Origin of the sequence: Pseudomonas sp. FP215 (assembly GCF_030687795.1) — a bacterium.
Lineage (GTDB): Bacteria > Pseudomonadota > Gammaproteobacteria > Pseudomonadales > Pseudomonadaceae > Aquipseudomonas > Aquipseudomonas salmasensis.
Window position 1 is genome coordinate 5,717,758 of sequence record NZ_CP117447.1, and the last position, 21,566, is coordinate 5,739,323.

At 60.9% G+C, this 21,566-nt stretch carries 19 protein-coding genes; 7 read left to right on the top strand and 12 right to left on the bottom strand.

Annotated elements, in window-relative coordinates; all coding sequences use genetic code 11:
* Positions 1 to 2 precede the first annotated feature (2 nt).
* A complete protein-coding gene (locus tag PSH76_RS25895) occupies positions 3 to 2,069 on the bottom strand; it encodes a carbon starvation CstA family protein (protein WP_003194310.1) in 2,067 nt (688 codons plus the stop codon).
* Positions 2,070 to 2,243: 174 nt separating this feature from the next.
* Between PSH76_RS25895 and PSH76_RS25900 the strand changes: the two genes are divergently transcribed.
* A complete protein-coding gene (locus PSH76_RS25900; RefSeq protein WP_094774581.1) occupies positions 2,244 to 2,612 on the top strand; it encodes a PilZ domain-containing protein in 369 nt (122 codons plus the stop codon).
* A 128-nt stretch (positions 2,613 to 2,740) separates the two neighbouring features.
* Here the strand turns inward: PSH76_RS25900 and radA are convergent, their stop codons facing one another.
* Genes radA through katB form a run of 3 tightly spaced genes read right to left on the bottom strand, consistent with a single transcriptional unit; the run spans position 2,741 to position 6,282 of the window.
* Entirely contained in the window at positions 2,741 to 4,108 is a 1,368-nt protein-coding gene (gene radA, locus PSH76_RS25905) for a DNA repair protein RadA (RefSeq protein ID WP_003194313.1), read from the bottom strand.
* Positions 4,109 to 4,143: 35 nt separating this feature from the next.
* Positions 4,144 to 4,683, bottom strand: coding sequence for an ankyrin repeat domain-containing protein (locus PSH76_RS25910; protein ID WP_003194316.1), 540 nt, complete (start codon positions 4,681 to 4,683; stop codon positions 4,144 to 4,146).
* Positions 4,684 to 4,740: 57 nt separating this feature from the next.
* Positions 4,741 to 6,282, bottom strand: a complete 1,542-nt coding sequence (gene katB / locus PSH76_RS25915; protein ID WP_305493123.1) for a catalase KatB — start codon at positions 6,280 to 6,282, stop codon at positions 4,741 to 4,743.
* A gap of 288 nt (positions 6,283 to 6,570) precedes the next feature.
* Between katB and mscL the strand changes: the two genes are divergently transcribed.
* A complete protein-coding gene (gene mscL, locus PSH76_RS25920; protein ID WP_305493124.1) occupies positions 6,571 to 6,987 on the top strand; it encodes a large-conductance mechanosensitive channel protein MscL in 417 nt (138 codons plus the stop codon).
* A 41-nt stretch (positions 6,988 to 7,028) separates the two neighbouring features.
* Here mscL and PSH76_RS25925 read toward each other — a convergent pair whose 3' ends face one another.
* On the bottom strand, positions 7,029 to 7,805 hold the full coding sequence (locus PSH76_RS25925; protein WP_056792028.1) for a ferredoxin--NADP reductase: 777 nt from the start codon (positions 7,803 to 7,805) through the stop codon (positions 7,029 to 7,031).
* 446 nt (positions 7,806 to 8,251) lie between these two features.
* Here PSH76_RS25925 and PSH76_RS25930 point away from each other — a divergent pair, with 446 nt between their 5' ends.
* The gene (locus PSH76_RS25930) at positions 8,252 to 8,962 is read left to right on the top strand and encodes a LuxR family transcriptional regulator (protein WP_032895231.1); all 711 of its coding nucleotides are present in this window, start codon (positions 8,252 to 8,254) and stop codon (positions 8,960 to 8,962) included.
* A 140-nt stretch (positions 8,963 to 9,102) separates the two neighbouring features.
* Complete coding sequence (locus PSH76_RS25935) at positions 9,103 to 10,227, top strand: class I SAM-dependent methyltransferase (protein WP_032895229.1); 1,125 nt, start codon at positions 9,103 to 9,105, stop codon at positions 10,225 to 10,227.
* Between the two features lie 144 nt (positions 10,228 to 10,371).
* Here the strand turns inward: PSH76_RS25935 and PSH76_RS25940 are convergent, their stop codons facing one another.
* The 3 genes from PSH76_RS25940 to PSH76_RS25950 are packed head-to-tail and all read right to left on the bottom strand — an operon-like array spanning position 10,372 to position 12,997.
* Positions 10,372 to 10,536, bottom strand: coding sequence for a DUF2474 domain-containing protein (locus PSH76_RS25940; RefSeq protein WP_003194328.1), 165 nt, complete (start codon positions 10,534 to 10,536; stop codon positions 10,372 to 10,374).
* A 12-nt stretch (positions 10,537 to 10,548) separates the two neighbouring features.
* Positions 10,549 to 11,556 carry a cytochrome d ubiquinol oxidase subunit II gene (cydB, locus tag PSH76_RS25945; RefSeq protein ID WP_014720024.1) on the bottom strand — a complete coding sequence of 336 codons (1,008 nt, stop codon included), beginning with the start codon at positions 11,554 to 11,556 and terminating at the stop codon, positions 10,549 to 10,551.
* Between the two features lies 1 nt (position 11,557).
* Positions 11,558 to 12,997 carry a cytochrome ubiquinol oxidase subunit I gene (locus tag PSH76_RS25950; protein ID WP_032895227.1) on the bottom strand — a complete coding sequence of 480 codons (1,440 nt, stop codon included), beginning with the start codon at positions 12,995 to 12,997 and terminating at the stop codon, positions 11,558 to 11,560.
* Between the two features lie 316 nt (positions 12,998 to 13,313).
* Between PSH76_RS25950 and PSH76_RS25955 the strand changes: the two genes are divergently transcribed.
* On the top strand, positions 13,314 to 14,552 hold the full coding sequence (locus PSH76_RS25955; RefSeq protein WP_032895226.1) for an MFS transporter: 1,239 nt from the start codon (positions 13,314 to 13,316) through the stop codon (positions 14,550 to 14,552).
* A gap of 127 nt (positions 14,553 to 14,679) precedes the next feature.
* Here the strand turns inward: PSH76_RS25955 and PSH76_RS25960 are convergent, their stop codons facing one another.
* From PSH76_RS25960 to PSH76_RS25975, 4 genes are all read right to left on the bottom strand, one after another.
* Positions 14,680 to 16,863, bottom strand: coding sequence for a xanthine dehydrogenase family protein molybdopterin-binding subunit (locus PSH76_RS25960; RefSeq protein WP_305493125.1), 2,184 nt, complete (start codon positions 16,861 to 16,863; stop codon positions 14,680 to 14,682).
* Positions 16,860 to 17,849: a xanthine dehydrogenase family protein subunit M gene (locus PSH76_RS25965; protein WP_020301733.1), complete on the bottom strand. Its 990-nt coding sequence runs from the start codon at positions 17,847 to 17,849 to the stop codon at positions 16,860 to 16,862. The genes PSH76_RS25960 and PSH76_RS25965 overlap by 4 nt, the downstream gene beginning before the upstream one ends.
* Positions 17,846 to 18,370, bottom strand: a complete 525-nt coding sequence (locus PSH76_RS25970; RefSeq protein ID WP_032895224.1) for a (2Fe-2S)-binding protein — start codon at positions 18,368 to 18,370, stop codon at positions 17,846 to 17,848. The genes PSH76_RS25965 and PSH76_RS25970 overlap by 4 nt, the downstream gene beginning before the upstream one ends.
* A gap of 96 nt (positions 18,371 to 18,466) precedes the next feature.
* Positions 18,467 to 18,913 (bottom strand): DUF4879 domain-containing protein, encoded by a 447-nt coding sequence (locus PSH76_RS25975; protein WP_032897761.1) that lies wholly within the window; start codon positions 18,911 to 18,913, stop codon positions 18,467 to 18,469.
* Between the two features lie 188 nt (positions 18,914 to 19,101).
* Here PSH76_RS25975 and PSH76_RS25980 point away from each other — a divergent pair, with 188 nt between their 5' ends.
* The gene (locus PSH76_RS25980) at positions 19,102 to 20,397 is read left to right on the top strand and encodes an NCS2 family permease (RefSeq protein WP_003194342.1); all 1,296 of its coding nucleotides are present in this window, start codon (positions 19,102 to 19,104) and stop codon (positions 20,395 to 20,397) included.
* Complete coding sequence (gene trmA / locus PSH76_RS25985) at positions 20,394 to 21,473, top strand: tRNA (uridine(54)-C5)-methyltransferase TrmA (RefSeq protein WP_305493126.1); 1,080 nt, start codon at positions 20,394 to 20,396, stop codon at positions 21,471 to 21,473. Before PSH76_RS25980 ends, trmA begins: the two co-directional genes overlap by 4 nt.
* Positions 21,474 to 21,566: the final 93 nt, after the last annotated feature.

Sequence of the window (21,566 nt, forward strand, 5' to 3'; positions counted from 1 at the left end):
GTTTACGCGTCCGGTACAGCCTGGAACGGGGCTTCTTTATCCGTACGCTCTTTGTTGCCCCAGGCGGCGACACCCACCTTCAGCGCATAGAACAGGATGCTGAACACCACGAACAGGAACAGCGCCGTCAGCGTTGCGTTGGTGTAGGCGTTCCAGATCACGTGCTGCATCTGGTCGATGCTCTTGGCCGGGGCCAGGATCTGGCCGTTAGCCAGGGCATCGCTGTATTTCTTGGCCAGCGACAGGAAGCCGATCGCCGGGTTGGCGTCGAACAGCTTGATGAAGCCCGCAGTCGTGGTGCAGATCAACAGCCACACTGCTGGCAACATGGTCACCCAGATGTAGCGCTGGCGCTTCATTTTGATCAGCACAACGGTCGCCAGCATCAGCGCGATACCCGCCAGCATCTGGTTGGAGATACCGAACAGCGGCCACAAGGTGTTGATACCACCCAGCGGGTCGATCACGCCTTGGTACAGCAAGTAGCCCCACATGGCCACGCAACCGGCCGTGGCGATAAGGTTGGCAGTCCAGGACTCGGTACGCTTGAGCGCCGGCACGAACGAACCCAGCAGGTCTTGCAGCATGAAACGACCGGCACGGGTACCGGCGTCGACCGCCGTGAGGATGAACAGCGCTTCGAACAGGATCGCAAAGTGGTACCAGAACGCCATGGTGTTTTCACCCGGCAGCACACTGTGCAGGATCTGCGCGATACCCACTGCCAACGTCGGCGCACCGCCGGCACGCGCCAGGATGGTGGTTTCACCGATATCGTGGGCCACGGCAGAGAGCGCCTCAGGAGTAATGGCAAAGCCCCAACTGCTGACCGTCTGCGCCACGGTAACCACGTCGGTGCCGACAATGGCAGCCGGGCTGTTCATGGCGAAGTACACGCCAGGCTCGATCACCGAAGCGGCAACCATCGCCATGATGGCCACGAACGACTCCATCAGCATGCCGCCGTAACCGATGTAACGGGCGTGGCTTTCACTGGCCAGCAGCTTGGGCGTGGTGCCCGAGGAGATCAGCGCATGGAAGCCCGAGACCGCGCCACAGGCAATGGTGATGAACAGGAACGGGAACAGGCCGCCCTTCCACACCGGGCCGGTGCCGTCGATGAACTGGGTGAGTGCCGGCATTTTCAGGTCAGGCATGGTGACCAGGATGCCAATCGCCAGGGCGATGATGGTGCCGATTTTCAGGAAGGTCGACAGGTAGTCGCGGGGCGCCAGGATCAGCCACACCGGCAGCACAGCGGCCACGAAGCCGTAGCCGATCAGCATCCAGGTGATCTGGATACCAGTGAAGGTGAACGCCTTGGCCCACACCGGGTCAGCGGCAATCTGCCCGCCCAGCCAGATCGAACCCAGCAGCAACAGCACGCCGATGATCGAGATTTCACCGATGCGGCCCGGGCGGATGTAGCGCATGTAGATGCCCATGAACATCGCGATCGGGATGGTCGCCATCACCGTGAAGATGCCCCATGGGCTCTCGGCCAGGGCCTTGACCACGATCAGCGCCAGCACCGCGAGGATGATGATCATGATCAGGAAGCAGCCGAACAGCGCGATGGTCCCGGGAATGCGGCCCATCTCTTCGCGAACCATATCCCCCAGGGAACGGCCGTTGCGACGGGTGGACAGGAACAGGACCATGAAGTCTTGCACCGCACCGGCCAGCACCACCCCGGCAATCAGCCAGAGGGTGCCGGGCAGATAGCCCATTTGCGCCGCCAGCACCGGGCCGACCAACGGGCCTGCACCGGCAATCGCCGCAAAGTGGTGACCGAAAAGAATGTGTTTGTTGGTCGGCACATAGTCCAGACCATCGTTGTTGACCACCGCAGGGGTTGCCCGCCGAGGGTCGAGTTGCATCACGTTGTTGGCGATGAACAGACTGTAGTAACGGTACGCAACCAGGTAGATGGCCACTGCAGCGACCACAATCCACAAGGCGTTGATCGCCTCGCCGCGGCGCAAGGCCACTACGCCCAGGGCGCACGCTCCTACAATTGCCAGCACCAGCCAGGGTAAGTGGCGTAGCAGGCTATTATTATTTTTCATTTTTATATTCCAGCCAGGGTGGACAGAAAGGACAGCCAGCCCGAGTTTAGCGCTACTGGCCTCAAAGACCAGCCCCCTACGTTGGTCTAGAGCCTTCAACCGGTAAAAAAAGCCGAAATAATCACCCCTTGATGGCCCGGGGCTACACTCCTCCCATTCACAGAGGGCTTTACCATGACCGAGCATGCGTCTGAACGTCGCCGTTTTCGCCGGATTGCCTTTGATGCTACGGCCGAACTTCGGCAAAACGGCAGCGAATGGCCGGTGAAACTGCTGGATCTATCACTCAAGGGTTTGCTGGTGGAACGGCCTGACGACTGGAAGGGGAATAAAGCGCTGCCCTTTGATGTCGACATACGCCTGGACCAGAAGACACATATAAAGATGCAAGCGCGGCTGACCCATGAAGATCCTGGGCAATTGGGCTTCGTATGCAAACACATTGATCTGGATTCGATCAGCCATTTGCGTAGGTTCGTTGAGTTGAACCTGGGTGATGAGCAAGAGCTGGAGCGCGAGCTGGGCGCCCTGCTGGAGATCTAGCTGCCAACATGAATCAAGGGTGGGAGCTGGCTTGCCTGCGATGGCGGTGTATCAGACAAGGATGGGTAAGCTGACCCGCCGCTATCGCAGGCAAGCCAGCTCCCACAGGGGTTCAGCAGTGTTGCGGATTATTCGAACAGCGCATCCAACGCCTGTTCCAAGCGTGTCACTGCAATAATCTGCAACCCCGGCGGCGCCTCCTTCGGCGCATTGCCCTTGGGCACAATCGCACGTTTGAAGCCATGCTTGGCCGCTTCCTTCAAGCGCTCCTGCCCACTCGGCACCGGGCGTACTTCGCCCGACAAACCCACCTCGCCAAACACCAGCAAGTCATGGGGCAACGGCCGGTTACGCAGGCTGGACATCACCGCCGCCATCAACGCCAGGTCGGACGCGGTCTCCAGCACCTTGACTCCGCCCACCACGTTAAGGAACACATCCTGATCGTGGGTCGGAATGCCGCCATGCCGGTGCAGCACCGCCAGCAACATCGCCAGGCGGTTCTGGTCCAGGCCCAGGGTGACGCGCCGTGGGTTGGCCAAATGGCTGTCATCCACCAGCGCCTGGACTTCCACAAGCATTGGCCGAGTGCCTTCCCACGTCGCCATCACCACGCTGCCTGGGACTTCTTCCTGGGCGCGGGTGAGAAAAATCGCGGAGGGGTTCGAGACTTCTTTCAGCCCCCGGTCAGTCATGGCAAACACACCCAGTTCGTTGACGGCGCCAAAGCGGTTCTTCACCGCCCGCAGCAGGCGCAGGCGACCGTCGGACTCCCCTTCGAAATACAACACGGTGTCGACCATGTGTTCCAACACCCGTGGCCCGGCCAGTGCGCCTTCCTTGGTCACGTGGCCGACCAGGAAGATCGCCGTGCCGCTCTGCTTGGCGTAACGCACCAGCAGCGCCGCGCTTTCGCGCACCTGGGACACGCCGCCGGGTGCCGATTGCAGTTGTTCGGTGAAAATCGTCTGGATCGAGTCAATGACCATGACTTTGGGCTTTTCGATGCGCGCCGTGGCGATGATGCTTTCGATGCAGGTTTCGGTCATCACCCGCAACTGATCCTGAGGCAAGCCCAGGCGCCGGGCGCGCATGGCCACTTGCTGCTGGGACTCTTCGCCGGTGACATACAGCGCTGGCATACGGCTGGCGATGCTGCACAGGGTTTGCAGCAGGATCGTGGACTTGCCGATGCCCGGGTCACCGCCGATCAGCACCACCGAGCCGTCCACCAGGCCCCCGCCCAATACCCGGTCCAGTTCGCCGGAGGCGGTGGAAAAGCGCGGGATCTCTTCGACGCTGACTTCGGCCAGGGTCTTGATCTGCGCCTGTTGCCCGGTCCAGCCGGCACGGCCGGTGGGGGCCGCGGCACCGCCGCTCTCGATCATGGTTTCAGTCAGGGTGTTCCACGCGCCGCATTCGGAGCACTGGCCCGCCCATTTGGGAAAGGTCGCGCCGCACTCTGTGCAGCCGTACATGCGCTTGGCCTTTGCCATATGAGAACCTCCAACCGAAAAACCGCGATGATAGCTCAGCGCGACGCTGGGGTCCGGATTTCGCCATTAGCCAAACGTGAAGCGCTGTTACCCACCGGGTCCTCGGCGTTCAGATCGGCGCCTTTGGCTTGCAGCGCCCCCAGCAACTCGACGCGCTTGAATAACCCGGCGTACATGGCGGCGGTCTGCCCTGCGCCGTTGCGTTGGTCAGGGTTGCAGTCGGTGGCCAACAGGCGCTGGGCGATTTTCAGCTCGCCTTTGAAGATGGCGCCCATCAACGCTGTGTTGCCGCGTTGATCCTGCACACAGGCGTCGGCGCCGGCATCGAGCAGACGCTCCACATACGGGCCCTGGCCGTGATAAGCAGCCAGGATCAACGCGGTGTAGCCCTTGTCGTCCTGGGTATTGAGACCGTAGCCGGACTCAATGAAGGTGTTGAGCATATCGAGGTCGCCACGACGGGCGGCGTCGAAATAATAGTCCTGTAACTGTGCCTTGAGCGCCACCGGGTCGGGAGACTCGGCATGGGCAGCGAAGGCCAGCATGGCCATCAGTAAACCGATAGAGATGCGCATAGGGTGTTCTCCTGCCAAAGGTCGACGCCCGTGAAGGCGCCGACCGCAACCAACGAATCAGTCAGTCAGTTTTTCCGCCAGCGCCTTCACGCGAGCCAGATCGCCCTTGGCGACTTTGGCTACGCCGGTGCCGTATTCCGGATCCGCCTTGTAGAGGAACGACAGGATGATGTGCTTGCTCTCATCATCGGTGGTGGCCAATGAGCCGCCGAAGTTGTTGATCAAGTCCTCGCGCTCTTTCTTGGTGTAGGAACGGTACAGATCACCGGCCTGCTTGAAGTTCTGCTCACGCTGGATCTTGGCCTGCTGGGTGCTGCCCGCCAGCGGCGCCTGGCTGTAGCGCGCGGTTTGTGGCTCTTCGCGTGGCAACAGGCGGCTTGGTTGGTAGTTCACGCCGGTGGTGGTCTTGCCGAAGTTCATCGCGCCGTCCTGGTTGCCGTTGTTGACGGTGACCCGTGGAGCGTTGATCGGCAGTTGCAGGGCGTTCGCGCCCAGGCGGTACATCTGCGTATCGGCGTAGGAGAACACCCGGCCTTGCAGCAAGCGGTCTTCCGACGGCTCGATACCCGGTACCAGGTTGGCCGGGGCCATCGCGACTTGTTCGGTTTCCTGGAACACATTGGCCGGGTTGCGGTTCAGCACCATTTGCCCGACTTTGCGCTCGGGCACATTCGGCCAGATCTTGGTGGCATCCAGTGGGTCGAAATCAAACTTGGCCAGGTCTTCAGGCTTGAGCACCTGCACATACAAGTCCCACTTGGGGAAGTCGCCTTTGTTGATGTGCGTGACCAAGTCATTGGTCATATGGCTGTAGTCACGGCCTTGCACTTCGCTGACTTGTTTTGGATCCAAATTCTTGATGCCCTGCAGGCTCTTCCAATGGAACTTGACGTAGTGCACTTCACCTTTAGTGTTAATCAACTTGTAGGCATGTACACCATTGCCGTCCATTTCGCGGTAACTGGCTGGGGTGCCGGAGTCCGAGTACAACTCGGTCAGTGTACGAGTGGACTCTGGAACATGGGAGAAGAAGTCGAAACGACGCGAGTCATCGTCCAGGTTAGTGCGCGGGTCCGGTTTAAAGGCATGGACCATGTCCGGGAACTTGATGGCATCGCGAATAAAGAACGTGGGGAAGTTATTGCCGACCAGGTCCCAGTTACCTTCGGCGGTATAGAACTTGGTGGCGAAGCCCCGTGGATCCCGCAGGGTTTCCGGGGAGTGGTTGCCATGCACCACCGCCGAGAAGCGCACGAACACCGGCGTGGTTTCACCGGCGGCGAATACCTTGGCCTTGGTCAGGTCGCTGAGGTTGTCGGTCACGGTGAAGGTGCCATGGGCGCCCGTGCCGCGCGCGTGCACCACGCGCTCCGGGATGCGTTCGCGGTCGAAGCGCTGCAGCTTCTGGATCAGTTGCACATCCTGCAGCAACACCGGGCCATTGGCGCCGGCGGTCTGGGAGTTCTGGTTATCACCGACGTTGGCCCCGTTATCGCGGGTCAGGTTGGCGGCTTGTACGGAGAGGGAAAGCAGGCTGGCGGTCACCAGTGCCAGCGCATGGCGCGCCGACACGGGCCTGCGGCTGATTGGAGTGTTCATCGAGGTTTCCTCTGGTTTTTTTTAATGCACATTCAGTTGTGCTTGCCAGAGGCTAGTGACCTGCGAGTCAGAAGATAAATAGAAAAACACCACAGGTCCGATTAAGAAAATAATCTGGTAACTCGCTGAAATAGCCGGTAATTCGCGCGCGACTGGTGGCACTTTGCAAACTATTTGCGATTTAATGTGTCGATAAAAATCGACAGTGTTAACAGTTGTGTCGAGCAAGCGCTGTTCGACTGAATTACACTGACCTCCACCCTCCTCAACTGTAACAAGGAATAACCTATGGGCGTGATCAGTGAGTTCAAGGCCTTCGCGGTCAAAGGTAATGTGGTCGACATGGCCGTCGGTATCATCATCGGTGCTGCCTTCGGCAAGATTGTTTCCTCATTTGTAGGCGACGTGATAATGCCTCCCATCGGCCTGCTGATCGGTGGCGTGGACTTTGCCGATCTGGCCGTCACGCTCAAGGCCGCACAGGGTGATGTACCCGCGGTTGTGCTGGCCTACGGCAAGTTCATCCAGAGCATCATCGACTTTGTGATCGTCGCGTTTGCAATCTTCATGGGCGTGAAGGCGATCAACCGCCTGAAGCGCGAAGAGGCCGTGGCCCCAAGCCTGCCGCCGACGCCGAGCAAGGAAGAAGTGCTGCTGGGCGAGATCCGCGATCTGCTCAAGGCACAGAACAACAAGCCGTTTTAACCTGCGGATGCAAAAAAGGCGCCTCGTAAGGCGCCTTTTTTCTACCAGTAGTTTTCTACCGCCACCTGGCCAGGCCGTCGGCTCAGGCTCAGTTGCATGTCCCGCTGCTTGAGCAACTGGCGCGTGTCATCGACCATCTGCGGGTTGCCGCAAATCAGTACGCGCGAATCCTGCGCCGTCAGCTCCACGCCGGCGGCCCGCTCCAATTCGCCATTTTCGATCAAGGCCGTAATACGCCCGTTCAACGCGCCCGGATGCAGCTCGCGGGTAACGATGGGAATGTAGGTGAGCTTGTGGGCGTAGTCGGCCAGGTATTCGCGCTCACCCAGTGTGTTGATCAGCGACTGGTAGGCCAGTTCCTTGGCTTCCCGGGCACTGTACACCAGGATGATGCGCTCGAATTTTTCCCAGGCTTCGAAGTCCTGCAGGATCGACAGGAACGGCGCAATGCCCGTACCGGTTCCCAGCAACCACAGGTCGCGCCCGTCGACAAAGCGGTTGAGGGTCAGAAAACCCGTGGCCTGGCGCTCTACCAGCAAGGTATCGCCCACCTTCAGGCGGCTCAGTTCACTGGTGAACTCACCACCGGGGACCACGATGGAAAAGAAATCCAGATGCTCGTCAAACGGCGAAGACACGATGGAATAGGCACGCCACACGGTGCTGCCATCCGCCTTGGTGACGCCCAGGCGCACAAACTGGCCGGCGGTAAAACGAAAACCGGCATCGCGGGTGGTGCGCAGGGTGAACAGGCTGGGGGTCAGCGATTGCACATCGAGCAGGGTCTGGCGGGTAAATTTCTCAGCACTGGCCGTCATGGGGGGCTCCGTTTTGCACAGGCCGTTAGTGTCCCTCAAAACAGACCGCGCAAACACCGATGATTGGTACTGGCTTTGCAATCGCTGAAGTCCCGCGCAGCTGGCCAGCGCGTTTTTGAGCTAGCCAGGGGCCAAGCCACGGGCGCCTCACTGGAACTAATTATTTGGCTATTAATGCCCCCCGAACACCTCACTAGATGAAACGGCACTTACAACGACATCATTTTGATACTGTTTTTTAGACATTAAAAACGTTGAAAAAACTTTCGCTGCCAAGTGCCCTTATACAAAACTCCAAGCCTTGTACAAAACCGGCGTGCGAAACAAACCCTGTAAGTAAAATATTTTTCAGACTCAGTTGTAGGACTTCCCCTACACTTGTTTTCGAGTTGCATTGGGAGATCAGGACGTACCCAAGTCACACAGAAACCTATGGAGAGTCACCGATGGTCAATTGGCATAACACCCGGCTGCCCAAGCTGGAAGGCGAGAGTGAAATCACCAGTGTGTTTGAGATGGTGATTAACCACACCTATGAGCTGGGTTTCGAATATTGCTCTTTTACGATGAGCTCCCAGTCACAAGACACTCAAACAAAACCCATTCTATTTAATAACTATCCAAACGAATGGAGTCACATTTATAAACAAGCACACTACTTCGATGTAGACCCCGTTGTAACCCACTGCAAAAATTCGGTACTGCCCATTCTCTGGGAGCAAAAAACCTTTGCCAACACCCCCCAGTTGTGGGAGTTGGCTCAGTCCTGCGGGGTGCATTTAGGCTGGACCCAAGCCGTGCATGATTTCCAGGGTGTATTCAGCATGCTGACCCTGGTTCGCAGCAAGGGCGAAGTCAGCCCTGAAGAGCTTTACGAAAAAGCCGGCCAGGTGTTGTGGCTTTGCCACGCGATGCATGCGGTCGTCGCGCAGAAGTACGCCGACGCGCCCGACATCAAAGCGCCCAGCAAATTGACCGCCCGGGAAACGGAAATCCTCAAATGGTCTGCGATGGGCAAGACGGCCTCCGAGATTGCCGCGATTCTTTGCCTGTCCGAACGCACCGTGGGCTTTCATATCAGCAGTACCTTCAAGAAGCTGGGCGTGCATAACAAGATCCAGGCGGTGCTGCGTGCCGCTAAAGCCGGGCTGTTTTAACCTACGCAAAACACCGCATGTCATCGCGTTGAAAAAAACGTAACATTTACGGCCAATTCTGAGTGTTGAGGGTGCGCTTCCCATGGTTGCCCCGCCGTTCACTCAGACGGTCCGTCGATTACCCAGAGCCTTGCCCCGCCATGCCCCTGCTTGACAGCCCTTTCGCCCAGCTCGACCTGATTCGTCAGCCAGAGCAACACAATGATCCGCTGCAAGCCTTCGATGCCGCCGACGAATACCTGCTCAGCCACCTCGCCGCGCAGCAGCCTACTGCCGCCACCCGCGTGCTGGTCCTCAATGACAGCTTCGGCGCCCTGGCGGCCAGCCTTCAAGGCCAGGTGCAGGTGACCTCCAGCGGTGACTCGTTCCTCGCGGCCCAGGGCCTGGAAAAAAATCTGGTGCGCAACGGCAAACCCTTTGATGCCGTGCCCTTCATACCGGCCAGCCAGCTTGCGACCGGGCCATTCGATCGCGTATTGATCCGCGTGCCGAAAACCCTGGCGTTGCTGGAAGAACAACTGATCCGCCTGCAAGGGCAACTGGCGCCCGGCGCCGAGGTGATCGCAGGTGCGATGGTCAAGCATTTGCCCCGGGCTGCGGGCGAATTGCTGGAGCGTTACATCGGCCCCATGCACGCCTCATTGGCGGTCAAAAAAGCGCGGCTGTTGATCGCCAGCGTCGAGCAGCGCCCTGCTGCGGTTTCGCCCTACCCAACCCGCTATACCTTGGATGCGCCCGTCATCGAGTTGCGCAACCACGCCAACGTGTTTTGCCGCGAAGGCCTGGACATCGGCACCCGCGCCTTCCTGCCGCACCTGCCAAAAAACCTGGGCAGCGCCCGCGTGGCGGACCTGGGCTGCGGCAACGGCGTACTGGCGATTGCCAGCGCCCTGCACAACCCCGATGCGCATTACACCTTGGTGGATGAGTCGTACATGGCGGTGCAATCGGCCGCCGAAAACTGGCAAGCCGCCTTGGGTGAACGGGACGTCACCGTGCAGGCCGGCGACGGCCTGGCCGGCCAGGAGGCGCAATCACTGGACGTGGTGCTGTGCAACCCACCGTTCCACCAACAACAAGTGGTCGGTGACTTCCTGGCCTGGCGCATGTTCCAGCAGGCACGCGAAGCGCTGGTGGTCGGCGGAGCCTTGTACATCGTCGGCAATCGTCACCTGGGCTACCACAGCAAGCTGGCGCGGCTGTTCCGTGGCGTCGAGCAAGTAGCGGCCACGCCCAAGTTCGTCATCCTCAAAGCGCGTAAATAAAAACCCCTGCTTACTTGTAGGAGCGAGCTTGCTCGCGAAAAACGCCAACGATAACGCGTGCTTACTGAATAAACGCGGCGTCTGTGAGTTTTTCGCGAGCAAGAACTAGGCGTCCCCCTCGCTCCTACATTATTGGTATTGGGGTCAGTGGGTGCTCAGGCCTGCCGCATTCATGAACATGCGCATCAGACTGGCCACCACGAACAGGGCCAGCACGCTGCCGGTCCAGATCATCGCCAGCCACCCCAGGCGCCGCCACAATGGCTGCTTCTCGGCCTGTTCAATCTCGTGCAACGAAGGTTTGGACATGTTTCAACCCTCCTAGTGATAGCCATCTTCGTGGGTGACCTTGCCGCGGAACACGTAGTAGCTCCAGAAGGTGTAGCCCAGGATGAACGGGATGATGAACAGCGTGCCCACCAGCATGAAGCCCTGGCTTTGCGGCGGCGCGGCGGCATCCCAGATCGATACGGACGGCGGGATGATGTTCGGCCACAGGCTGATCCCCAGGCCGCTGTAGCCGAGGAAAATCAGCACCAGCGTCAACAGGAACGGCGTGTAGTGCGCGTTACGTGCCACGGCGCGGATCAACCCGTACATGGTGACCAGCACCAGGATCGGCACCGGCAGGAACCAGAACAGGTTCGGCAGGGTAAACCAGCGCGAAGCGATTTCCGGGTGGGTCAGCGGCGTCCAGATGCTGACGATACCAATCACCGCCAACACCACGAAGGCCAAAGGCCGCGCCAGGTTGTGCATCTGCTCCTGCAACTTGCCTTCGGTCTTCATGATCAGCCAAGTGCAGCCGAGCAAGGCATACGCCACGATCAGCGCCACACCGCAGAACATCGTGAACGGCGTGAGCCAGTCCAGTGAGCCGCCGGCGAACTGGCGGTCCACCACCGGGATGCCGTCGATAAAGGCCCCCAGCGCCACGCCCTGGAAGAAGGTCGCCGCCAGCGAGCCGCCAATAAACGCCTTGTCCCACAGGTGACGCTTGTGGTCCTTGGCCTTGAAGCGGAACTCAAAGGCTACGCCGCGAAAGATCAGCCCGATCAGCATCAGGATCAGCGGCAGGTAGAGCGCCGACAACACCACCGAATAGGCCAGCGGGAACGCGCCGAACAACGCCGCGCCGCCGAGTACCAGCCAGGTTTCGTTGCCGTCCCATACGGGCGCCACGGTGTTCATCATCACGTCACGGTCGACTTTGCCCGGGATAAACGGGAAAAGAATGCCGATCCCCAGGTCGAAGCCGTCCATGACCACGTACATCATGATGCCGAAGATGATGATCACGGCCCAGATCAGCGGAAGATCAATACCCATCTCAATTCCCCTTGTGCTGGATGTGGTCGTGGTCGTTATCACTGCCATCGTCGGCAGCAGACAACGGACGTGCCGGGGTGCGTTTCTGGCCAGGGCCGCCATGGGCCGGCTCGGTACTGTCGTGGGTCACGGGGCCTTTGCGCACCAGGCGCATCATGTAGCCCAGGCCCGCGCCGAACAGCGCGAAGTACACCACCACGAACAACACCAGGGTAATGGTCATCTGCGTCAGGCTATGCCCGGAGGAGGCATCCGCCGTGCGCATCAAGCCGTAGACAACCCAGGGCTGGCGACCGATTTCGGTGGTGAACCAACCGGCCAGAATCGCGATCAGGCCAGACGGGCCCATCCACAGCGCCAGGTACAGGAACGGTTTGGACGTGTACATCTTGTCGCCCCGGCGCAGCCACAGGCTGAACAGACCGGTGAAGATCATCAGGAACCCCAGGCCGACCATGACCCGGAACGACCAGAACACAATGGTCGAGTTGGGACGGTCTTCAGGCGGGAACTCCTTGAGCGCCGGCACCTGCTTGTCCAGGGAGTGAGTCAGGATCAGGCTGCCCAGGTACGGAATCTCGACCGCGTATTTGGTTTTCTCGGCTTTCATGTCCGGCCAGCCGAACAGGATCAGCGGCGTGGGCTCGTTGCCGATATTTTCCCAGTGGCCTTCAATCGCCGCGATTTTGGCCGGCTGATGTTTGAGGGTATTAAGGCCATGGAAGTCGCCGATCACTGCCTGGATGGGCGCAACGATCAGGGCCATCCACATCGCCATCGAGAGCATTTTGCGGATCGCCGGGCTGTCCTTGCCGCGCAGCAAATGCCAGGCCGCCGAGGAGCCAACGAAGAACGCGGTGGCAACAAAAGCAGCCGTGGCCATGTGCATCAGGCGGTAGGGGAACGACGGGTTGAAGATCACTGCCAGCCAGTCGGTCGGGATCACACGGCCATCGATGATTTCAAAACCCTGGGGCGTCTGCATCCAGCTATTGGAGGCAAGAATCCAGAATGTGGAGATCAGCGTACCCACGGCGACCATCACCGTGGCGAAGAAGTGCAGCTTGCGCCCCACCTTGTTCCAGCCAAACAACATCACACCCAGGAAACCGGCCTCGAGGAAGAAGGCCGTGAGCACTTCGTACGTCAGCAACGGCCCGGTGACGGCGCCGGCGAAGTCCGAGAAGCGGCTCCAGTTGGTGCCGAACTGGTAGGCCATGACCAGGCCCGATACCACGCCCATGCCGAAGTTGACGGCAAAGATCTTCGACCAGAAATGGTAGAGGTCACGGTAGGTGTCGTTGTGGGTCTTGAGCCACAAGCCCTCCAGCACCGCAAGGTAACTGGCCAGGCCGATGGTGATCGCCGGGAACAGGATGTGGAATGAGATGGTGAACGCGAATTGAATTCGGGCGAGATCTAGCGCCTCCAAACCGAACATAAGTCTTCCTCTGTCAGGTAATACCGGCTGCTGGCTGGGAGCCTGCACCCACTGCCCCCACGGATATGGAGTGTGGCGAATTTCAATTCGTTTCTTTTATTACCCATCGCGTGGGGAATCTGGCCTTTCGACCACCAGAACAATCCCGGGGCAGGTTTTGATCTGGATCAAGCATCGTTGAAAGAGTAGTCCCATTTTTGCTGTAGGACTGTGTGGTCTTTTGCCGCGTGACAGCTTGCCTCAGCTCAGTTCTTGCAACTATTTGTTACAGCTTGATGCTAATCTCGCCCTTCTCCCGTTGCCGACCTGATTGCCGATGCCCAGTGAACCTGCGTTGCTGTTACGTCACCACCGCCCTTTCATCGCGTTCTGGCTGGCGCGGATCTTTACCGCCAGCGGTTTCCAGATGCTCACCGTGGCGATCGGCTGGAACCTCTACCAACTGACCGGCAATGTGCTGGACCTGGGCCTGGTCGGCCTGGTGGAATTCGTGCCGCGCGTGCTGTTCATGCTGCACACCGGGCACGTGGCGGATCGCTATGAACGCCGCCGGGTCGCAGCCATCTGCCAGACCTTGCAGGCGCTGATTGCCTTGTCCCTGGCCATCGGTGGCCTGACCGGCAACGTAACCCGCGAGATGATCTTTATCCTCGCCTTCCTGTTGGGCGCCGCCCGTTCATTTGAAATGCCCACCACCCAGGCGCTGTTGCCGAGCATCGTGCCCAGCGCGCTGTTCCCCCGCGCCGTGGCGGCTTCGCAATCGGCCCAGCAACTGGCGACCATCGTCGCACCGGCCGTTGGGGGGTTGCTCTACGCCTTTGGCAGCGTGTGGGTGTACGGCCCCACTGTGGCGCTGTACCTGATCGCCTGCGTGCTGACCCTTAACCTGCCCGCACGCCAGACCCCGCTGAACAAAGCCAAGGCCACCCTGGACTCGCTGCTGGCCGGCATTCGTTTTATCCGCAGCCGCCCGGACATTCTCGGTGCCATCTCCCTGGACTTGTTTGCCGTGCTGCTGGGCGGCGCCACCGCGCTGTTGCCAGTGTTCGCCAAGGACATCTTGCTGACCGGCGCCTGGGGCCTGGGCCTGCTGCGGTCGGCGCCGGCCGTGGGCGCGTTGCTGATGTCGTTATGGCTGGCGCGCTTTTCGGTGGACCGCCAGGTGGGCCGCGTAATGTTCACCGCCGTCGGCGTGTTTGGGGTGGCAACCATTGCCTTTGGCCTGTCGACCTCATTCTGGTTTTCCCTGGCGGTGCTGGTGGTATTGGGCGCGGCGGACATGATCAGCATGGTGATCCGTGCGTCGTTCGTGCAGTTGGAAACGCCAGATGAAATGCGCGGGCGGGTGAGTGCGGTCAATGGCCTGTTTATCGGTGCGTCCAATCAATTGGGCGAGTTCGAATCCGGGATAACCGCCCACTGGTTTGGCACCGTGCCTGCGGTGGTGATGGGCGGGGTTGGTACGCTGGTGGTGACTGGGGTGTGGATCAAGCTGTTCCCGACCCTGGCTAACCGGGATCGCATGCATGTGCCGGTGGAAGAAACCAAGCCATAGGCGTCACCGCCATACCTGATGTTGGAATACAGTCAATGTGGGAGCGGGCTTGCTCGCGAATGCAGTGTGTCATTCAGTACATCACTGACTGAACCACCGCATTCGCGAGCAAGCCCGCTCCCACATTTTAAAGGACCTTATCCAAGGTAATCGGAAACGCCCGCACCCGCTTGCCGGTGGCGTGGTAAACCGCATTCGCCACCGCCGCCGCCACCCCGACAATGCCGATTTCCCCCACGCCCTTGGAGCCGAGTGCATTGACGATCTCGTCGTGCTCTTCGACAAACAGCACATCAATCTCGCCAATATCGGCGTTCACCGGGATGTGGTACTCGGCCAGGCTGTGGTTCATGTAACGCCCCAGTTCATGGTCCACCTGGGTCTCTTCATGCAGCGCCATGCCAATGCCCCACACCACGCCGCCGAGGATCTGGCTGCGGGCCATCTTGGGGTTGACCACGCGCCCGGCGGCAATGGCGCTGACCACACGGCTGACCTTGATGGTGCCCAGGTCTTCATCCACCCGCACTTCGACGAACACCGCCGAGTGAGTAGCGCTGGCATAACCCTCGCGCTTCTTGTCGGGCTGGCTGTCGACCTGTACCTCCAGGGCCTCTTCACCGCTGTCCTTGACCAGTTGCGCCAACGACACGCTCACGTCACCGCCGTGTAGCTGGCCGTCTTCAAACCGAACCGAATCGGCCTCCTTGAATACCGGGTACGTCTGCCGGGCGATCTCCAGTAACCTGGCATTCAGCGCTTCGCACGCTTGCTGCACGGCTGTGCCGACGGACGAGACGGTAAACGAGCCGCCCTGCAACGGCGCGGTGGGCAATGACGAATCGCCCAGCACAAAGCTGATATCGGCCATGGCCACGCCACTGGCCTGGGAGGCAATCTGGGTCATTACCGTGTAGGTGCCCGTGCCGATGTCGGTGGTGGCGCTGCTGACGGTGAGTTTGCCGTTGCTATCGATGTGGGCCTTGGCACTGGCCTTCATCTGCATGGCTTCCCACACCCCGCCGGCCATGCCCCAGCCGATCAATTGGCGGCCGTCACGCATGCTGCGCGGTTCCGGGTTGCGCTGGCTCCAGCCGAAGCGTTCGGCGCCTTCGCTGTAGCACTCGCGCAGGGCCTTGCTCGACCAGGGTTTGTCTTCGTTCTGGTTACGTTCGGCGTAGTTGATCAGGCGCAATTGCACCGGGTCGATGGCCAGGGCGCAGGCCAGTTCGTCCATGGCGCACTCCAGGCCAAGCACACCTAGCGCGGCGCCGGGGGCGCGCATATCCAGCGGAGTAAACACGTCCAACGGCGCCAGCTTGTAGGTCAGCTGCACGTTGTCGCAGTGATAGAGCATGCCGCTCCACTCCACCACGTGCTCGCTGAAATCCTCGAAGCGCGACGTCTGGCCAATCGCGGTATGCCCCAGTGCCAGCAAGCGCCCATTGGCGGCGGCGCCCATCTGCAAGCGCTGCAAGGTGCGCGGGCGATAGCCGAAGGTGAACATCTGCTGACGAGTCAGGGTAACGCGCACCGAGCGCTTGAGCGCCATGGCCGCCATCACTGCGAGCGGCAATTGGTATTGCGGGCGCAGGCCCGAACCGAAGGCGCCCCCGACAAAGGCAGCAAAGATGCGCACCTGGTGCTTGTCCAGGCCGAAGACTTTTTGCACGTAGGCCTGGCAGTTCTGCGGGCCCTGGGTCTTGTCATGGATATGCAGGGTGCCGTCGGGCTGATACAGCACGGTGCTGGCGTGAGGTTCCATCGGGTTGTGATGCTCGATGGGCGTGCTGTAGTGCAAGTCCAGACTGATTGCGGCACCGGCCCACTCAGCGTCGAAGTTGCCTCGCGGTTTGGGTGGGGTCTGGGGCGACGGGTGCGCCGCCGCTTGCTGGGTGAGCAGGTCGGTTTCGAAGGCTTCAGGCGCGTAGTCGATCTGCACCAGCGAGCCGGCGTGCCGCGCCAGTTCGAGGTTATCGGCAATCACCAGGGCCAGGGGCTGGCCGCTGTAGAGCACGCGGTCGTTATACAGCGGGCGAAAAGGCGAGCCATCGGCCGCATCGGCATCGGCGAACGCCTCGTCATAGCTGGCGATTTTCGGTCGATTGAGGTGATGGATCACGTCCACCACACCTGGCAGCGCCAACGCCTTGGATGCATCGATGCGCAGCACCCGGCCTTTGGCGATCGAACTCGACACCACGCTGCCATGCAGCAGGCCGTCCTCGGGAAATTCACCAGCGTAACGCGCTTGGCCGGTGACCTTGAGCAGACCGTCGACGCGGTCCAGGGGTTTGCCGATGGCGCTCATGGCTGTTCTCCTGCGACGGCGGCGTCGCTCAGGGCACGAATGATTGCGCGCCGGGCCAGCTTGACCTTGAAGCCGTTGTGTTCCAACGGTTCGGCGTCTTGCAGCAGGGCGTCGGCGGCGGCGCTGAAGGTTTCGCGGCTGACCGTGCGGCCGATCAGCAAGGCTTCCACTGCGCGGTCACGCCAGGGTTTATGGGCCACACCGCCCAAGGCCAGGCGCGCGTCGATGATTTCATCACCGTCCAGCTCCAAGGCGGCGGCCACCGACACCAGGGCGAAGGCATAGGAGGCACGGTCGCGGATTTTCAGGTAGTGGCTGTGGCGGGCCAGATGATCGGCGGGCAGTTCAATCGCGGTGATCAGCTCATCGTCGGCCAATTGGTTGTCACGTTGCGGCGCATCGCCTGGCAAGCGATGGAAGTCGGCGAACTCGATCACCCGCGCGCCGCCGCGTCCTTCTACATGCACCCGCGCCGCCAGCGCCGCCAGGGCCACGCACATGTCCGAAGGATGGGTGGCCACGCACTGTTCACTGGCGCCGAGGATCGCATGGATACGGTTCAAGCCGTTGCGCGCCGGGCAGCCACTGCCGGGCTGGCGCTTGTTGCACGGCACCGCGGCGTCGTAGAAGTAATAGCAACGGGTACGCTGCAACAGGTTGCCGCCGGTACTGGCCATGTTGCGCAACTGCGGCGACGCCCCGGCGAGGATGGCCTGGGACAGCAACGGGTAACGCTGCTCGATCAGCGGGTGCCAGGCCAGGTCGGCGTTACTCACCAGCGCACCGATACGCAGGCCCCCCTCGGCGGTCTCTTGAATGTCATGCAGCGGCAAGCCGGTGATGTCGATCAGGTGCTCGGGATGGCTGATGTTTTCTTTCATCAGGTCCAGCAGGTTGGTGCCACCGGCGATAAAGCGTGAGGCGGCGCTGCTCATCTGCACGGCCTGCTGCACATCGGTCGGCCTGCTGTAGTGGAAGGGATTCATGACTCACCTCCCTGGCGACGGCAGGCCGGCAGCGCGTCTTCAATGGCATCGCGGATGTTGTTGTAGGCGCCGCAGCGGCACAGGTTGCCGCTCATCAATTCCTGGATCTGCGCACGGTCGTGGGCGCGGCCTTCATTGGCCAGGCCCACGGCAGAGCAGATCTGGCCGGGGGTGCAATAGCCGCACTGGAACGCGTCGTGCTGGATAAAGGCCTGTTGCATGGGGTGCAGCTGGTCGCCGTCGGCCAGGCCTTCGATGGTGGTCAACTCGGCGCCGTCGCACATCACGGCCAGGGTCAGGCAGGCATTCACGCGTTTGCCGTCACGCAATACGGTGCAGGCGCCGCACTGGCCGTGGTCGCAGCCTTTTTTGCTGCCTACCAGGTCCAACTGTTCGCGCAGCAAGTCCAGTAAGGTGGTCCAGGGCAACACGTTCAGTTGGCGAGCCTGGCCGTTGAGTGTCAGGCGTATCGGGTGGGCGACGAACGGCTGGGCCGCCGCGCCATTGGGGGTCGCGCTCATAAACACCTCACGGGTTGGTGTACGTCCGCGGCGTTCAGGAAAATCGCCGTCTTAGGGGTACGACTTCCCGGTTTTTTGAGCGTTCAAGATGATTGATCAGCGGATATTGAGCTGGGCTTTCAGGGTGTTTTGCGGTGGGTTGATCGAGGTATTGGTGAATTCGAACCAGCCCTGGGCCTGGACGTTCAGGTCGAACACATAGATGTAGCCCATCAAGGTGCCCACGCCGTTGCACGCCTCACTGATGTTGCCGACCTGGCACACCGCTGTGCGTTGCCCATTCAACTCGGCGCCGTTGAAGCGGCCCATGGGGCTGTTGCCCAGGCCGACTTCCATCACCGAGACCTTGGTGGGCCCGCGGTGCTCGCACATCTGGGTGGTGTTGACCCGCTCCGGGATCGCTTCGCTGCAGTTGGCCGATTCCACCTTGAACACCCGCACCTCGCTCAAGGCCGGTGCAGTCGCGCCCCACGCCGGTGCCGCGCCCAGCCACAGGCCGATACTGGCGATCAGAGCTAGACTCCACGGGTTGGCTTTTTTCATGCTGTCGATGACCGGCTGTTGAACGTCGGCGCAGTATGCCTCAAGCCCATGCGCCACACAGCCTCGGCTGCTGGTATGATGCGCCGCTTTTTCCGATCCTCTCTGAATCCACAAGCGCTTGGCGCAGTTTGTGCTTTGACTTAGAGGTCAACAAATCACGACGCACACTAGCGTCACAGGGAGCCGGCATGCTGGAAAAGCTGTTTCAACTCAAAGCCCACAATACCAATGTGCGCACCGAGATTCTCGCGGGGATCACCACCTTCCTGGCCATGGCCTACATCCTGTTCGTGAACCCGAGCATCCTCGGCGAGACCGGCATGGACAAGGGCGCGGTGTTTGTCGCCACCTGCCTGGCGGCGGCCATTGGTTCGACCGTGATGGGCCTGATCGCCAACTACCCGATTGCCCTGGCACCGGGCATGGGCCTCAACGCCTTCTTCACCTATACCGTAGTCCTGCACATGGGTCACACCTGGCAGGTGGCGCTGGGCGCGGTGTTCATTTCGGCGGTGCTGTTCTTCCTGCTGTCGATCTTCCGCATTCGTGAGTGGATCATCAACGCCATCCCCCTGCCCCTGCGCTCGGCGATTGCCGCCGGCATCGGCCTGTTCCTGGCGCTGATCGCCCTGCATAACGCCGGTATCGTGGTGAGCAACCCAGCCACCATGGTGGGCCTGGGCGACCTGAAACAACCGGCACCGATCCTGGCCACCCTGGGTTTCGTGCTGATCGTCGCGCTGGAAGCCCTGGCCGTACGCGGCGCAGTGCTGATCGGCATCCTGGCGGTGACCGTCGCCTCCATCGTCCTGGGCTTCACGCCGTTCATCGGCGTGACTTCGGTACCACCGTCTCTGGCCCCGACCTTCCTGCAGCTGGATATCAAGGGCGCGCTGGACATCGGCCTGGTCAGCGTGATCTTCGCCTTCCTGTTCGTTGACCTGTTCGACAACTCCGGCACCCTCATCGGCGTCGCCAAGCGCGCCGGCCTGATGGGCAAGGACGGCCATATGCCAAAAATGGGCCGTGCGCTGATTGCCGACAGTACCGCCGCCATGGCCGGTTCCCTGCTGGGTACCTCGACCACCACCAGCTACATCGAATCGGCCGCAGGCGTGAGCGCCGGTGGCCGTACCGGCTTGACCGCCATCGTGGTCGCGATCCTGTTTTTGCTGGCGCTGTTCTTCTCGCCACTGGCCGCCAGCGTACCGGCCTACGCCACCGCGCCAGCCTTGCTGTTTGTGGCGGTGCTGATGAGCCAAGGCCTGGCCGAAATCGACTGGGACGACATTACAGTGGCAGCGCCGGTGGTGATCACCGCCCTGGCGATGCCCTTCACTTACTCCATTGCCAACGGCATCGCCTTCGGTTTCATCGCCTGGACCGCCATCAAGCTGCTTTCGGGCCGCTACCGTGAGCTGAACCCGGCACTGGTGATCCTGTCGATCCTGTTTGTGATCAAGCTGGGCTGGTTCAACGCATGACTTTTGACGCCGCAAGCTACACCGCTCAACTGCAAGACAAGGTCACGCGCCTGCGTGACCTGCTGGCACCGTTCGACGCGCCCGAGCCGCAGGTCTTCGACTCGCTGCTGCAGCACTTTCGCCTGCGTGCGGAGTTCCGCCTGTGGCGCGAAGGCGGCGAGCGCCACTACGCGATGTTCTCCCAGGAGGACAAGCGCACGCCGATCCTCATCGAAGAATTCCCCATCGCCAGCCAGCGCATCAACCAGTTGATGCCGCAACTCAAGGCCGCCTGGCAAGCCAGCGCTGCCCTGAGCCACAAGCTGTTCCAGGTGGAGTTCCTCACCACCCTGGCCGGCGACGCGATGATCACCCTGTGTTATCACCGCCCGCTGGATGAGCATTGGCACAGCGCCGCAAACAAATTGGCCGCTGAGCTGAATGTGAGCATCATCGGTCGCTCCAAGGGCAAGCGCGATGTGATCGGCCATGACTACGTGGTGGAGAAACTTGACGTCGGTGGCCGCACCTTCAGCTACCGCCAACCCGAAGGCGCGTTCACCCAGCCCAACGGCACGGTGAACCAGAAGATGCTCAACTGGGCCTATGAAGCCCTGGGCGACCGCCCGGACGATTTGCTGGAGCTGTATTGCGGCAACGGCAACTTCACCCTGCCGCTGGCGACCCGCGTGCGCAAGGTGCTGGCCACCGAGATCAGCAAGACCTCGGTGAATGCGGCCCTGAGCAACCTGGATGAGAATGGCGTGGATAACGTCACCTTAGTGCGCCTCTCCGCCGAAGAACTCACCCAAGCCCTGAATGAAGTGCGCCCATTCCGCCGCCTGCACGGCATCGACCTGAAAAGCTACGCGTTCGGTAGCGTCTTCGTCGACCCGCCCCGCGCTGGCATGGACCCGGACACCTGCGAGCTGACCCGGCGCTTCGACAATATCCTGTACATCTCCTGCAACCCGGAGACGCTGGCGGCGAACATCGCGCAACTGCACGACACGCACCGGATCACCCAGTGTGCAATGTTTGACCAGTTCCCGTGGACGCACCATATGGAATCGGGTGTGTTGCTGACCCGCCGATAAACCTGCAAGGTAGGCGCGAGCTTGCTTGCGAAAAACGTCAACGATAACGCGTGCTTCCTGGATGAACGCGGTGCCTGTGGGTTTTTCGCGAGC

What these genes read in the sequence shown, in the direction of transcription:
- PSH76_RS25895 (WP_003194310.1), bottom strand. Translation starts at nt 2,069, where the DNA reads ATGAAAAATAATAATAGCCTGCTACGCCACTTACCCTGGCTGGTGCTG.
- PSH76_RS25900 (WP_094774581.1), top strand. Translation starts at nt 2,244, where the DNA reads ATGACCGAGCATGCGTCTGAACGTCGCCGTTTTCGCCGGATTGCCTTT.
- radA (WP_003194313.1), bottom strand. Translation starts at nt 4,108, where the DNA reads ATGGCAAAGGCCAAGCGCATGTACGGCTGCACAGAGTGCGGCGCGACC.
- PSH76_RS25910 (WP_003194316.1), bottom strand. Translation starts at nt 4,683, where the DNA reads ATGCGCATCTCTATCGGTTTACTGATGGCCATGCTGGCCTTCGCTGCC.
- katB (WP_305493123.1), bottom strand. Translation starts at nt 6,282, where the DNA reads ATGAACACTCCAATCAGCCGCAGGCCCGTGTCGGCGCGCCATGCGCTG.
- mscL (WP_305493124.1), top strand. Translation starts at nt 6,571, where the DNA reads ATGGGCGTGATCAGTGAGTTCAAGGCCTTCGCGGTCAAAGGTAATGTG.
- PSH76_RS25925 (WP_056792028.1), bottom strand. Translation starts at nt 7,805, where the DNA reads ATGACGGCCAGTGCTGAGAAATTTACCCGCCAGACCCTGCTCGATGTG.
- PSH76_RS25930 (WP_032895231.1), top strand. Translation starts at nt 8,252, where the DNA reads ATGGTCAATTGGCATAACACCCGGCTGCCCAAGCTGGAAGGCGAGAGT.
- PSH76_RS25935 (WP_032895229.1), top strand. Translation starts at nt 9,103, where the DNA reads ATGCCCCTGCTTGACAGCCCTTTCGCCCAGCTCGACCTGATTCGTCAG.
- PSH76_RS25940 (WP_003194328.1), bottom strand. Translation starts at nt 10,536, where the DNA reads ATGTCCAAACCTTCGTTGCACGAGATTGAACAGGCCGAGAAGCAGCCA.
- cydB (WP_014720024.1), bottom strand. Translation starts at nt 11,556, where the DNA reads ATGGGTATTGATCTTCCGCTGATCTGGGCCGTGATCATCATCTTCGGC.
- PSH76_RS25950 (WP_032895227.1), bottom strand. Translation starts at nt 12,997, where the DNA reads ATGTTCGGTTTGGAGGCGCTAGATCTCGCCCGAATTCAATTCGCGTTC.
- PSH76_RS25955 (WP_032895226.1), top strand. Translation starts at nt 13,314, where the DNA reads ATGCCCAGTGAACCTGCGTTGCTGTTACGTCACCACCGCCCTTTCATC.
- PSH76_RS25960 (WP_305493125.1), bottom strand. Translation starts at nt 16,863, where the DNA reads ATGAGCGCCATCGGCAAACCCCTGGACCGCGTCGACGGTCTGCTCAAG.
- PSH76_RS25965 (WP_020301733.1), bottom strand. Translation starts at nt 17,849, where the DNA reads ATGAATCCCTTCCACTACAGCAGGCCGACCGATGTGCAGCAGGCCGTG.
- PSH76_RS25970 (WP_032895224.1), bottom strand. Translation starts at nt 18,370, where the DNA reads ATGAGCGCGACCCCCAATGGCGCGGCGGCCCAGCCGTTCGTCGCCCAC.
- PSH76_RS25975 (WP_032897761.1), bottom strand. Translation starts at nt 18,913, where the DNA reads ATGAAAAAAGCCAACCCGTGGAGTCTAGCTCTGATCGCCAGTATCGGC.
- PSH76_RS25980 (WP_003194342.1), top strand. Translation starts at nt 19,102, where the DNA reads ATGCTGGAAAAGCTGTTTCAACTCAAAGCCCACAATACCAATGTGCGC.
- trmA (WP_305493126.1), top strand. Translation starts at nt 20,394, where the DNA reads ATGACTTTTGACGCCGCAAGCTACACCGCTCAACTGCAAGACAAGGTC.